The sequence below is a fragment of the Staphylococcus sp. HMSC057A08 genome (assembly GCF_001812925.1).
Taxonomy (GTDB): Bacteria; Bacillota; Bacilli; order Staphylococcales; family Staphylococcaceae; genus Staphylococcus; species Staphylococcus hominis.
Genome location: NZ_KV810825.1, coordinates 69,567 through 83,707, shown reverse-complemented (window position 1 = coordinate 83,707; position 14,141 = coordinate 69,567). Strand labels below are relative to the sequence as shown.

At 32.5% G+C, this 14,141-nt stretch carries 11 protein-coding genes and 1 riboswitch; of the genes, 3 read left to right on the top strand and 8 right to left on the bottom strand.

What is annotated here, in order from left to right; genetic code table 11:
• Positions 1 to 22: 22 nt before the first annotated feature.
• The 4 genes from HMPREF2881_RS00405 to HMPREF2881_RS00390 form a co-directional block, all read right to left on the bottom strand.
• Entirely contained in the window at positions 23 to 694 is a 672-nt protein-coding gene (locus HMPREF2881_RS00405) for a phosphatase PAP2 family protein (protein WP_002454521.1), read from the bottom strand.
• Positions 695 to 1,179: 485 nt separating this feature from the next.
• A complete protein-coding gene (locus HMPREF2881_RS00400; RefSeq protein ID WP_002447992.1) occupies positions 1,180 to 1,542 on the bottom strand; it encodes a Na-translocating system protein MpsC family protein in 363 nt (120 codons plus the stop codon).
• Between the two features lie 68 nt (positions 1,543 to 1,610).
• Entirely contained in the window at positions 1,611 to 4,172 is a 2,562-nt protein-coding gene (locus tag HMPREF2881_RS00395) for a DUF2309 domain-containing protein (RefSeq protein WP_002488118.1), read from the bottom strand.
• 15 nt (positions 4,173 to 4,187) lie between these two features.
• Positions 4,188 to 5,687: an NADH dehydrogenase subunit 5 gene (locus HMPREF2881_RS00390; RefSeq protein ID WP_002454523.1), complete on the bottom strand. Its 1,500-nt coding sequence runs from the start codon at positions 5,685 to 5,687 to the stop codon at positions 4,188 to 4,190.
• An 890-nt stretch (positions 5,688 to 6,577) separates the two neighbouring features.
• Between HMPREF2881_RS00390 and HMPREF2881_RS00385 the strand changes: the two genes are divergently transcribed.
• Positions 6,578 to 7,129 (top strand): phosphatase PAP2 family protein, encoded by a 552-nt coding sequence (locus HMPREF2881_RS00385; protein WP_227945056.1) that lies wholly within the window; start codon positions 6,578 to 6,580, stop codon positions 7,127 to 7,129.
• Positions 7,130 to 7,205: 76 nt separating this feature from the next.
• On the opposite strand, the gene guaA is transcribed toward HMPREF2881_RS00385, so the two are convergent.
• The 4 genes from guaA to xpt all read right to left on the bottom strand — a co-directional run bounded on the left by guaA (position 7,206) and on the right by xpt (position 12,246).
• Entirely contained in the window at positions 7,206 to 8,747 is a 1,542-nt protein-coding gene (gene guaA, locus HMPREF2881_RS00380) for a glutamine-hydrolyzing GMP synthase (RefSeq protein ID WP_002447954.1), read from the bottom strand.
• A gap of 147 nt (positions 8,748 to 8,894) precedes the next feature.
• Entirely contained in the window at positions 8,895 to 10,361 is a 1,467-nt protein-coding gene (gene guaB, locus HMPREF2881_RS00375) for an IMP dehydrogenase (RefSeq protein WP_002488108.1), read from the bottom strand.
• A 38-nt stretch (positions 10,362 to 10,399) separates the two neighbouring features.
• Complete coding sequence (gene pbuX / locus HMPREF2881_RS00370; RefSeq protein ID WP_002447962.1) at positions 10,400 to 11,668, bottom strand: xanthine permease PbuX; 1,269 nt, start codon at positions 11,666 to 11,668, stop codon at positions 10,400 to 10,402.
• Positions 11,665 to 12,246 (bottom strand): xanthine phosphoribosyltransferase, encoded by a 582-nt coding sequence (gene xpt, locus HMPREF2881_RS00365; protein ID WP_002454526.1) that lies wholly within the window; start codon positions 12,244 to 12,246, stop codon positions 11,665 to 11,667. Before xpt ends, pbuX begins: the two co-directional genes overlap by 4 nt.
• Before the next feature lie 207 nt (positions 12,247 to 12,453).
• Positions 12,454 to 12,556: riboswitch (purine riboswitch) on the bottom strand.
• A gap of 214 nt (positions 12,557 to 12,770) precedes the next feature.
• Here xpt and HMPREF2881_RS00360 point away from each other — a divergent pair.
• Positions 12,771 to 13,178 carry a general stress protein gene (locus HMPREF2881_RS00360; RefSeq protein ID WP_002447977.1) on the top strand — a complete coding sequence of 136 codons (408 nt, stop codon included), beginning with the start codon at positions 12,771 to 12,773 and terminating at the stop codon, positions 13,176 to 13,178.
• Between the two features lie 215 nt (positions 13,179 to 13,393).
• Positions 13,394 to 14,056, top strand: a complete 663-nt coding sequence (locus tag HMPREF2881_RS00355) for a hypothetical protein (RefSeq protein ID WP_002447990.1) — start codon at positions 13,394 to 13,396, stop codon at positions 14,054 to 14,056.
• Positions 14,057 to 14,141: the final 85 nt, after the last annotated feature.

Below are 14,141 nucleotides of genomic sequence, written 5' to 3'. Positions count from 1 at the left end.
CTTATGTTATGAAACTTAAGCTTTACTTCTTTTTTAATTTAATATTAAAGAGTGGTAACGTCATTGAAAATAAAGCAATCCAAATCATTCCTAACGAAAAACCACCAATGACATCAGTTAGATAGTGGGCGTGGAAATATAACCGACAACTTAATACACCTATCCAAAATATAACGACAACTATAGCAATACTATATCGTATCGCTTTATTTTTAATAAGTGGAATAACAACTAAGAGTATAGCTAAAGCAAATAATGTACTGGCATTTGAATGACCACTTGGAAATGAATATCCATGGTCTACTAAAAGATGGTTATACGGACGAGGACGAGCTATTATTTGTTTAATTAAGAAATTAATATAAGTTCCTGTGTAAATCGTAACTAATAACCACAATGAAAGTTTATAATTTTTAAAAATTAAGATAAGTGCTAAAAATAACGTTATGTAGAGAATGGATTTTACTTCTCCAAAATTAGCACAAAACGTCATCATTTTATGCCAAATTGGACCGTTATAGTGTCTTCTAGGTTTACCAAAATAGTTGGTCAACGCATGTAATGAATTTAAATCTAATTTTTGCACTAGTGTGGTATGATAAATGACATTCGTTGCCGTTATTATAAAAATAATTAATCCAACAACAAACATAGAAATAGTTTTGGTTGGCGATACTTCTAATTTATCTTTCATACTTGTTTTTCCTTTACTACATTTGATCCTAATATTTTATAAAAAGCTTTCAAATGATGTATCTGTTCTTCATATTTATTAAAGTTTGAAGAGGATAACCACTTATTCAACCTTTCTTTATTATCAATAAGTTGTTTCACATACGTCATAAAGCTTTCTTTATCATAAAAAGGTTCGTCATAAAGATACGTCCAGTTAGCCTCTGAAGATGTATCACACCGTTCATTATATCAATCATCAATATGTTGACTACTTAACTCATTGATTGTATTACCCTTTTATACCTCTAGGATCAGGATAGTCGGGCAAATGATAATGAGTAAGAGATTTTCCAATTAGCTGATTGAATTGATCGCATCTCTATCCCTCTTTTAATGTTAGTTAGATTTTACAATAAATGATGAAAATTTGCTTGTAAAAAAAGAGATTAGGAAGTATTTTATATAAAGTTTCCTAATCTCTTCTCGTATTTATAACATTTTATTTTAAAGTGATTTTTCAAGGTTTTTATCTAACTTAAAAACAATAATACGTTCACCAGTAATTGTACTTAAATCACTATGAAAGCTTTTAACTTCAGTACCTGTGATTTTGAAAACAAGTTGCATTAAATCATCTTGTCCTGATTCCACCAATTCTGACCGTGTACGTTTAATGTTAAGTAATCCTTCTTGTGTTTCACATACGCGATACTCCGCAGGCGTCAAAATACCTTGTAAGTTGACGATAATCATATCTCGTAAAATATCTGTCTTTACTGACAACGAACCACGTCCAAGAAAATCTTTTTCCCATTGCGTAATTGCTTTACTAATTTCTGCTTCATACATGCCTTTCGATTTCGTCATTGTTATAACAAATCTCCTAATGTTTAATTAACACTAGTGTATCATTTTTTAAATTAAAATCGAATATCTTACCAATCTTTAAAACTACCGTTTTCATCAATACTTGCAAGACGTACCCATTGATGATCGACTTTTTGTTTAAACTTAATATTATCATTAAGTAAACGTTGTATATAACGATCTGGTGCTTGAATCACGACTAATAATCGAATTGGAGCGTGATAAATTTTATTGTCTCCTGCCATCACAGACTGCCATGGCAATCCAGCTAATAAATCACTTGAGTTCCCTTGCATAACGCCAACACCAGAAGTGACAGATTGTGTTGTTTTATTACCACTACCATAAAAATGCGGTGCCACTGTAGAGGCATAATACTGTAGGTTAATCCACTGTGCAACGAGTGCTGGCCCAGAAATAATTGTATTTAGTAATTGACCATCAGGATCTTTCGCATAATCATAATTATGTAAAAATGCACGTCCTTCTAAATTACTACCTTCTGTAATACTTCGTTGCCCAATAATAAATTCTGCATTACGTGCTAAACCCCATTCTGGACGGATTTCGCTCCAATCATTTGCAAAGCGATGTGCTTCCGCCATTGGATGTTTCAATTCCCCATCGCTTAAACGAGGTAATTGAGCAAGACGTTCTAAATTTGCATGATAACTTACACGTGGCATGGCTTCTTCTAAAATATCAAATGCTTTCTTTGCTTCTGATGTTAATGAGGGAACGTAAATCCATTCTAATTCATCAATTGATGTTTTATGTTCTGCAGCAACAAATACTGTCTCATCCGGAATAAGAATGCCTTCAGCGGCTAACCCTTGACGTACTAAAGGTAAATTGCACATCATGGCAAGTAATTTCGCATTAAATCCACTTGAAGCTCCTCCACAAGCACCACATTCTAATGATGCATGGTAGGGATTATTGTTTGTTTCGCTTCCATGCCCTCCAAGTACTACTAATGGTGCAAAATTTGTAGTTAAATCCATTAATTGTAACGCTTGTTTCGTAAAAGCAATTTGTTCTTCTTCAGTAAATCCAACAGGTAAATCACTATGTACATGATGATCTCTATCAATCGTTAGCTTAGCATTCGGTTTTTTTAACCAATTTTTAGTAAATTTACGAATAAATGCACCTGTTTTCTTTGGCATTAATGTACTTGCAAGTGTATTTAAACTTAAAAATGGCCCACTTAATTCTGGTAATAATAAACTAGGTAGCACATTATTCTTCATTAATTTAAACGTATAAAACATGGATGTAATAGAATGTTGCTGTTGATTATACGTATTTAATGCATGTCGCTCTGCATATTCTTTAATAGTATATGCAGGAGGCACCATCACTGGTAAAGAATCATGACTAAACTGTTCATCTAATGCTTTTTTTCGTATAGGTAAACCAAAGAAACCTGCAATTCCTATCGTTTCAAATGGCCCTTGATTTTCTAAATGACGACGAAATGGTTCAGAACGTACATCGATACAAAATGCAAGTTGCACTTTTGTAGGTTGTTTGTCACGCTTGACCGATTTATCGTAAATCATCTCAACGAGTTTGCGTTCGTGAGTTTCTTCCCAAGCCTCTAACCATAATTTCTTGAAGTATAATGGATTAAAATCATGGGCAAACTTCAAGTGTTCAATTTGATTCTCAATGGACATCTCAGCCCATTCATCAATCGTCATTTCACCATAATATAACCATTTACTCACAAGTTCTTTTATTCTTTTTTCAACATTTAAGACTGCCGGACGGCTCATTTTTTCAGTATCTAATAGAATACATTCCATTGTAAGGCGTATTGCAAGGTATTGAGTTAATAAGTCTTTTTCATGTTCATGTTTTTCAGCACGATAATACATCATGCCTGCCCAACCTGGTAACGATAAAAGATGTCCAGTTAAATAAAATTCATATTCATCTTCAGCAATATCTAGATGATTGAGTGCCATGATTAATGCGTCTTCATAGTTGTGTGGTAACATCTTAATCATTTTACGTTGCGTTTTAGTCAACATTGGATCATATTTTGCTAAATGTAACCAGGCTACATAGAACCCTTCTTCGCGTTTAGGCATTGTCCAACTGGATTGGAAAGTATCTAAATATAATTTTGACCATTTAATAATATGAGTATTTAACTCATCCATTAAAGATTCGCCTTTAGCATTAAATGCATTTGCACTTTTTGACCGTGCATAAGCAAATGACTCATTTTCGAATACTTTTTTGAGTTTTGAGACTTCTAATTTCAGATAGGCTTCTTTAGTAATTAAATCTCTCGGAATATCTTTAATATTCATAGCATTTTTGCAGTACGTATCAACGTGAGTCTTAGGAATATCCGTCTTATAAGATTGAATCGCGTGTTGTACTTCTTCTTCAACGATATGTTTATCAATCTCACCATTTTCAAGCGCCGTCATTACAGAAGCATGGCTTGGATATAAATCAATATCACGCACATGTTTAAACCATTGCGCAACTTGATCAAAGGTTTGATACTCAAGTTCTTCCCATGGATTACGTGCTGCAAAGATTGAAATTGGTGAAAGTGGCGTAATCACACGACGTGCAGATTGAACAACGTCTTCTATATTAATTGTCATGTAAATGTTCACCTCTTATAAATATTTCTTTAAATAGTTTGGATGGCTTTCTACAGATTTAAATTTAGCTTCTCCAATTTTAATTAACCATAAGTAAACTTTAGCAAAGGCTGTAGATGTACGATGGCGAGCGACCCAAATACTAAAAATACTACCTAACACTAAAATCGCAATACTAATTATAATACTAATTAACGGTGGATGGGCAGGAGCCATATATACATGATGAAGTATATTAACAAATACTTGATGAGTCACAATATAAACCATTGCAACAACTACAATCATTGTAATACCTATAAAGCGTCCCATTACTCCTTTATTTAATGCCACAAGTTGATTCCATGATACAGAGATAGACCATGCTAAGATAAATGCACTAATCAAAATATATGGACTATGGTCACTTGTCATAAAAAACACAATTGCAATAATCAATGCAAGAGCCCTTCCAAGTATTATCCATCCATATGATTTCTTAATATTAGGCGAAGTTGGTATATTAAATCGTCTGACAACTGAGCCTGATTGTAAGAATAACGTGGCTTTAAATATACCGTGCAATATTAAATGGATAATCGCAGCTGAATAAACACCCATCGCACATTGAACGAGCATAAAACCCATTTGACTCATCGTTGATCCAACAAGTTGTCGTTTATAATCAACATGTACTAAACTAATGCCCGAACCAATCAATACTGACATACTAGAAATAATTAATAATATTGTAAGAGCAATAGAATTATCAAATATCGGTGAAAAACGCGTTAAAATAATGCCCCCCGCATTAACTATACCGGCATGCATAATAGCTGATACAGGTGTAGGCGCAACAACTGATTCAATTAACCAACTCTGAAATGGATATTGCGCAGCTGGAATAATAACAGCAACAACAAGCAATAAATCAATAACTAATTTTAGACCATGATTTAGAGCATAGTCATAATTTTGAGAAGGATCGATTGTCCATTCTCCTGTTCCTATGTATAGCAAAATAACCGCAATTAATAGCGCTAACCATCCAATAATAAAGGAACGTGCAGAAACTTTTGCTGCCTCTGCTGGAACTTTCCAAGTTTTATTCAATCTAATTAGTTGTGTTAAACAACATAACGTTAATCCCCAACATAAAGTCATTAAACGTAAGTCATTGCTTAACCAACCTAGTGAAGCAAAAACAGTTGTAAATGTATATAAAGGAAAATACTTACGATAATTGTGATCTCCTAATAAATAACGCGTTGAAAACTTTTGAATAATAAAACCTAACGCTAAAACAAACGCACCTACTAACCAAGCAAATTTATCTAATGCAAATATGCCAATAACTTCTCTTTCGTTTATAGTCACTAACCCTACAATACCTACAATAACTGGTAATAGAAGTAAAGCTAAGTGAAATCTTATGTATTTAACTGGAACTGAGGGAATTAATACAATCAATCCACTTAACGCTGCCATAATAAGCGTTATAAAAAATAATATAAGTAAACTACTCATACTTAACATTATCATTCCTCCACTTTTAAACTGTAACCTATATATAACTATTGCTTATAATATAATAAAACACCTACAATAGTTTAGTTTTATCCCATTAAAAAAGGACGACTATCTATTGTAGGCTTCTTTTATGCTCATTCAATATATTTATTAATGCTCTTTAAGCAACCTATAATTTAGATTTAAGTACATCAGTTTTACCCTTCAATTAAACAATAAAGTGCATGATACTTTTTGTCTCATTGCTTGATATAAACCTATGTATAATTTGATGCATATTAAATACAATATATGAAAATATCAACTAAAAGTCAAATTTCTAATATAAAAGATAACAGTCATATCATTTCAACTTTCCTTTTTATATCAATTTTGTTTAAATAATACCCCCAAAAATATTATAAACTCAATCTTTAATTACTAATATATAAAAAGAGTTTGAGACGATAAAGTATGTCCCAAACCCTCATGGATAAAATGAATTTACTTCATTACTTATAAAATAACATACTTTGTTCAATATTCATGTAACAATTCTGTGAAAACGCTTAATTTTTTTGTAAAGTTTTTTTATATTTTATTTGCTTTTTTTGAATAATGAAGGATGACTATCATATTTTTGTGATTGCCTTAGCTATTTTGACTTTAAATTTATTTTAATATTAAATCAGTCTTTGTACCGATAACTTTAATGCTTTAACAAGTTAAACTATATTAAAATAAAGAAAGGTATAATACTTATGCAAAATAAACAATTTACATTAACCATTTCATTCATAATAAGTAGTCTCATTTTTTTAATAACTATTTTTTCGGTTTTTACTAAGTCGTTATGGGCACATATATTAGATTTACAATCATTCTATTGGTTCTTAAATACATTTGGCGAACCAAAAATGAATTTCAAAGGTAATTGGTTCAATGATTTTATGACGTTTCTAGCATCATACGGTGATATTGCGACCTTTATTACCCTTACCCTTATCATCGCAACTATCGTTTTAATTAAGCGACGCTTCTTATTAGCAATATGGTTACCGACAACAGTAGCTTCAGCAGGTATCATAGGTATTGCGTTAAAAGACATCATTCATCGTTCAAGACCTTATGATCACTTAACAATTGATGCAGGATTTTCATTCCCAAGCGGACATGCTTTAACAAGTACGATTGTTATTTTTGCTCTTATTTTTGTACTTATCTCTAAATTAGGAAATATGTGGATAAAATGCATAATAAATACGGTGTTAATTGTAGTATGGTTAGGTATTTTATTTTCAAGATTATACTTCCATGCTCACTATCTCACTGACGTAGTTGGCGGTATCTTTTTTAGTCTTTCATGGTTATTCATGTCATTGATGATGTATCAATATATGCTTCAAAAAGTAAACCGTAGAGCGTCACTACAACAGAGACGACAATCATTTCAATCAAAAAGAAATTAGCATAAACGTCCAAATTATTGAATTTAATATAAAAAAAGCGAGCATTTCTCACGAAAATGCTCGTTTTTTTAATGGGCTACTCCCATTCTATAGTACTTGGTGGCTTAGAAGTAATGTCATAGACGACGCGGTTTACATGGTCTACTTCATTAACTATGCGACTAGAAATTTTTTGTAACACTTCCCAATCGATACGTGCAAAATCACTTGTCATACCATCAATTGATGTTACAGCACGAATACCTACTGTATGATCATACGTACGATAATCACCCATAACACCTACAGATTGAATACCTGGTAATACTGTGAAGTATTGCCAAATCTCTCTTTCAAGACCTTCTTCTCGAATCACTTCACGTAAAATCGCATCAGATTCACGAACGATTTCTAATTTATCTTCAGTAATTTCACCTAACACACGAATACCTAAACCAGGACCTGGGAATGGTTGTCTCCATACTAAATGTTCAGGGATACCTAATTCAATACCTAAGGCACGAACTTCATCTTTAAATAATGTATTAATAGGTTCAATCAATTCAAATTCCATGTCTTCAGGTAATCCACCTACATTATGATGAGATTTAATTGTTTGCGCTGTCTTTGTACCTGATTCAATCACATCTGTGTAAAGTGTACCTTGTGCTAAGAAATCAACATCTGTTAATTTAGCCGCTTCATCATCAAACACATATACAAATTCATTACCAATGATTTTACGTTTTTTTTCTGGATCAGAGACGCCTTTTAGTTTTTCCATAAAACGTTCTTTGGCATTTACACGAATAATATTCATATCAAAGCCTTCACCGAATTGTTCCATTACCATATCGCCTTCGCCTTTACGAAGTAAACCATGGTCTACAAAAATACATGTTAATTGATCACCAATGGCCTTATGCAATAATACTGCAACAACTGATGAATCTACACCACCACTCATTGCACATAATACTTTACGATGACCTACACGTTCACGAATTTTTTCGATTTCAATTTCAATAAAGTTTTCCATTGTCCATTCACCTGTACAATTACATACACGACGGACAAAATTTCTTAGTAAATCATTACCGTATTCTGTGTGGCGTACTTCTGGATGGAATTGTACACCATAAATACGACGTTTTTTATCTTCGATGGCAGCATAATTTGTACTTGGGCTATCAGCAATAACTTCAAAACCTTCAGGAATTTCAATGACTTTATCTGAATGACTCATCCACACTGTTTGTTCTTCTGGTAAACCAAAGAATAACTCATCAGATTTTGCTTTAATAATTGCTTTACCATATTCACGTTCATTTGCACGTTCGACTTTACCGCCTAATAGTTTGGTTGTAAGTTGCATACCGTAACAAATACCTAACACTGGAATACCTAAATTATAAATCTCAGGATCAATTGTAAATGAACCTTCTTCATAAACAGAGTTTGGACCTCCTGAAAGAATAATGCCTTTAGGATTCATACGTTTAATTTCATCTATAGAAATTTCATGATCGTGTAATTCACTGTAAACGCCCATTTCACGAATACGACGTGTAATTAACTGGTTATATTGACTACCGAAATCTAGGACAAGAATTAATTCTTGTTCTTTAGCCATTTCCATAATAGTAAATCTCCTTTAAGTTTAATTTATGTAAACAATAGAAAGACGCTTTTCATATTTATAAAGACAATACATCGTTTCAACCTCTATAAATATTTTATAGAAAAGCGTACTTTCTTAATTTAATCGCTTCTTGCTCACCTTACATTAAAATGAATAGTTTGGTGATTCTTTAGTAATTTGTATGTTATGTGGATGACTTTCAGCTAAACCTGCAGGGCCCATACGTGTGAATTGTGCTTCTTCACGTAATGCTTTTAAGTTTGGTGAACCAGTATAACCCATACCAGCTCTTACTCCACCCATAAGTTGATAAATGGTATCTTGTAATGGTCCTTTATAAGCTGTGCGACCTTCAATACCTTCTGGAACAAATTTTCTAGGAGACTTATCTTCTTGGAAGTAACGATCATTTGACCCTTTTTCCATTGCTCCAAGAGAACCCATTCCACGATATACTTTATATTGTCTACCTTGGAAGACTTCAGTAGCGCCTGGGCTTTCTTCAGTACCAGCTAATAAGCTACCTAACATAACAGCATGACCACCAGCCGCTAATGCTTTAATAATATCACCAGAGAATTTAATACCACCGTCAGCAATAATCGCTTTACCATGTTTACGTGCTTCAGTAGCACAGTCATATACTGCAGTGATTTGTGGTACACCTACACCTGCAACGACACGTGTTGTACAGATTGATCCAGGTCCAATACCTACTTTAACCACGTCTGCACCTGCTTCAAATAAAGCGCGTGTGGCTTCAGCAGTTGCAACATTTCCTGCAATAATTGTAAGTGCAGGATATTTATCTTTCATTTTTTTGACTTGCTCAATCACACCTTTAGAATGTCCATGCGCTGTATCAATAATTAACGCATCTACTCCTGCTTCTACAAGTTTTTGTGCACGAATTTCTGTGTCTTTAGATGTACCGATAGCTGCTGCTGCAAGTAAACGACCATGTTCATCTTTCGCTGCATGAGGGAATTCAAGTACTTTTTCTATATCTTTAATTGTGATGAGACCTTCTAAACGACCCTTTTCTACTAATGGTAATTTTTCAATTTTATGCTTTTGAAGGATTGCTTCTGCTTCATCTAATGTTGTACCAACTGGAGCTGTAATTAAATTTTCTTTAGTCATCACATCTGAAATTTTAATTGAGAAATCCTCAATAAAACGTAAGTCACGGTTTGTAATAATACCAACGAGTGTTCTTGATTCTTCATCTTTTACAATAGGCACACCTGAAATACGATATTTACCCATTAATGCTTCTGCTTCATAAACACTTTCATCTGGTGTTAAGAAGAATGGATTCGTGATAACACCATTTTCTGAACGTTTTACTTTTTGTACTTCATCAGCTTGCTCTTCAATGCCCATGTTTTTATGGATGACACCTAAACCACCTTGACGTGCCATAGCAATAGCCATTTTAGATTCAGTTACTGTATCCATACCAGCAGAGATAACTGGAATATTTAATTTAATTTTATCTGATAATTCTACGCTTAAATCAACATCACTTGGTAATACGTCTGATGCAGCTGGAATTAACAAAACATCGTCGAAAGTTAATGATTCTTTAGCAAACTTATTTTCCCACATTTATAACACAGCCTCCATTTTTTATATAGTTAGTCTTATTATTTCACATTTTCGTCGTTTTGTTTATACTTTATACCGTTAAAAAAGAAATTAAGAATAATAGCAGAGATTGCTCCTAAAACAATACCATTTTGAGTTAACCAAGCGAACTGTTCTCCTAAAGCTTTAAATGCTTGAGGTACAGCACTAATTCCTGTACCAAGTCCGACTGATACAGCAATAATTAATAAATTATTTTGATTTTTGAAGTCAATATTTCCTAAAATACTTACCCCATAAGCCATTACCATACCAAACATAGCAATCATTGCACCGCCTAATACAGGTAAAGGAATAATATTAGCCAGAGCACCTAATTTAGGTATACAACCACATATTAAAAGTAAGACTACCATTCCATATATGATTTTATTTTTCTTAGCTCCAGAAAGTGAAACAAGTCCTACGTTTTGCGAATAAGCTGTATAAGGGAAAGCATTAAAGATTGATCCTAAAATGATGGCTAGACCTTCCGCAGTGTAACCTTTACGAAAATCTTTACGTTCAAGCTTACGACCAGTGATTTCACTTAATGCATGATATACACCTGTTGATTCGATCAGACTTACAATTGCTACAATTGTAAACACTAATGTTGCACCGAAATCAAAGCCAAATCCTGAGAAACGGAATGGTCGTGGAATACCGAGCCAATGTGCGTCACCAACTTGGCTAACATTAACTAATCCAAATATACTAGCCAATATCGTGCCTATAACTAAACCAATCAAAATTGCAATAGATTTTAAGAATCCCGTTGTAAATCGTTGTAATAGTAAGATAACAATAAGTGTCACTCCACCTAAAATTAGATTTTTAGGATTACCATAATCTTTAGCACCTTGACCACCAGCAAGATAATTCATAGCAACGGGCATTAAGTTAATTCCGATAATTGTAACGACACTACCTGTGACAACAGGTGGGAAAAATTTAACTAAATAAGAAAAGAATGGAGCAATGATTACAACTAAGATACCTGATAGGAACAATGATCCATATAACACGTCTAAACCTTTAGTCTGTCCAATTAAAATCATAGGTGCTACAGCAGTAAATGTACATCCTAAAACAATAGGTAGTCCTGTACCAGTAATCTTATTTGCTTGTAAAAATGTAGCTACTCCACACATAAAAATATCTACTGTAATTAAATAAGCAATCTCTTCAGGTGAAAATTTTAAACTTGTTCCTACAATGATAGGTACTAAAATAGCACCTGCATACATTGCTAATAAATGTTGTACACTTAAAATTAAATTTTTCATTCATCTTCACCTAGTAAAGTCACTTTATTCCCTGCTAAGGAAGCAACTTTACATAATGAAGAAACAGTTAAACCAGCCTCTTCCAATCTTTGTCGTCCATCTTGGAAACTTTTTTCTACAACAATTCCTATGCCTACTGTTTCTGCTTTAGCTTGTTGTGCAATGTCGTACAATCCAAGTGAAGCATCACCATTTGCTAAGAAATCATCAATAATTAATACTTTATCTTCAGGCCCTAAAAATTCTTCTGATACAATCACTGTACTTGTTTTATTTTTAGTAAATGAATGGATATCAGTACTGTAAAACCCATCTTTTAAAGTACTTGGCTTTGCTTTTTTTGCAAATAAGCATGGCACATCGAAATGTAATGCAGCCATGATTGCAGGAGCAATACCGGAAGCCTCAATAGTTAAAATTTTCGTAATCCCTTTATCCTTAAATTGTTTATAAAATGTTTGACCCACTTCATACATTAATTTGGCATCAATTTGATGATTTAAAAATCCATCAACTTTTAATATTTTTTCATCAATGACTACGCCATCTTCCTTGACTTTTTGTTCGAGCGCTTCCACTTCAAAACCTCCTAAACTTTATATAAAAAAACCCGAAACTTTTATCTAGTTTCAGGACCTATAAGTGAACAAGTACGATACACATTCATTTGTAACTTAGAAGTAAATAATTTAGATTTATAGATGATAAACAATACTTTACATTATACAAATGATAATATAATACAAGACATCTTAGCCAATCCTCAAACTTCTCATTAACTTCCTTACCATTGTACTTGAACTCATAGTCGCGTTGTTTATGGCAACACGGTAGAAACTTCTAAAGCCATATTCTTCAGATTATATGAGCAATATAAATTATTTAATGATAATAGCAAATTTTAAGCTTATTTTCAATAACTGCTGGAGAGTTTATCCTTGTAATCACGCTACTTATAAATGTAAGCGCTTAATATCTTATTAAAAAAACCGTATTTGTAAATTACATATTTTTAATTATATAATTATATCGAAACGTTTTATATCTATTCATTAGGGTATAAATATTTAAAAGTAGCATGAAATGATGGAGGACGATGAATATGCCAGATATTACAGTTCTAGATAATGAAAATCAAATTTACAATGTGATTGAAAAGAAAAAAGCAGAAGGATATTCAGAAAATGAGATATTTGTTATCAGTGAATCTAAATTACATTTAGATGATTTACATAATTCTCAAGTAACACTTATAGCAACAAGTGGTTCATTCAGTGATCGCATGTCACGCTTATTAACCGGTGAAGATGGTGAAGAAGCTGTATTGAATAATTTCAAACTATCTGATAACCAAGCAGAACAATATAAAAAAGATGTGCTTGATGGCAAATTTTTAGTAATCACTAGAAAAGACGCTTCTTCACATAATGAAGTTGAAAAAAACAACGCAGCTTATGAAGAAGTTGATATCACTCATTACGCTAATGAGTCTGATGGTCCAAAATCTTAAAAATAAGTTTAACCATTCATTGTATTTAATCATGTCGATTGTTAAATGAACATACGTTTTTACAAAGTAACAGTCAAAAATTAATATATGCTTCTTTCAAAGTAAAGTGTGAATCGTTTATAACTTTGAAAGAAGTTTTTTATTATATTTTGTATTATGATGTGCTACTTTACACATGTGCTATACTTAAAAAAATATAATGCGGGGAGATCGCTATGAAATTTCACACTATTTATTCTTTAGAAGACGCTTATTATCAAAAAGCTGTCGAGTTTTATAATAAACAATTAGATGTTGATTTTTTTGAAGACAGCACTATCACAAAACGATCCTTACAGAATAATAAAACAGAAAATGATTATGTTTTGATTGTTGGTATTGAGAAAGAAAATATAATCAGTTTGGCCACAGCACACTACGAAGCAACAACAAATTCAGCATTTCTAGTCCACTTATTAGCTGTAGTTGATTCAAATTATAATGAAATCATATCTCAAACTTTAAATGAAGTTGAAACACACCTAAATATATTATCTAATAAAGTACATTCTAGAGATATTAACTTTTTAATGATTGAAGTCCCGAAACATGATAATAGCATATTAGATAATCAATTAATTAAACGACGTCATCATATCTTATTAGAAAATGACTTTGAACAACAATATGACATTGACTACTTGCATCCTAATTATACGTTTGAAGAAACACCTATACATACTGACTTATTTATTAAATCTAACATTGAACTTACAAAAGACATCTATCCTGCTAGTGTGAAATCTAATTATATTCTCAAATATGTATTTGCGAATGGAATTTCTAGAGATATTATATATCCCCTTTTAGAAAAGATGAATTTACGTTCATCCTTATAGAATACTTGAAAAGAGCGATATAAAAGGTTAAACTAATATGCGAGGTTAGACTGACGTTTCACTTACCGAAGACAAACGTCAGCGT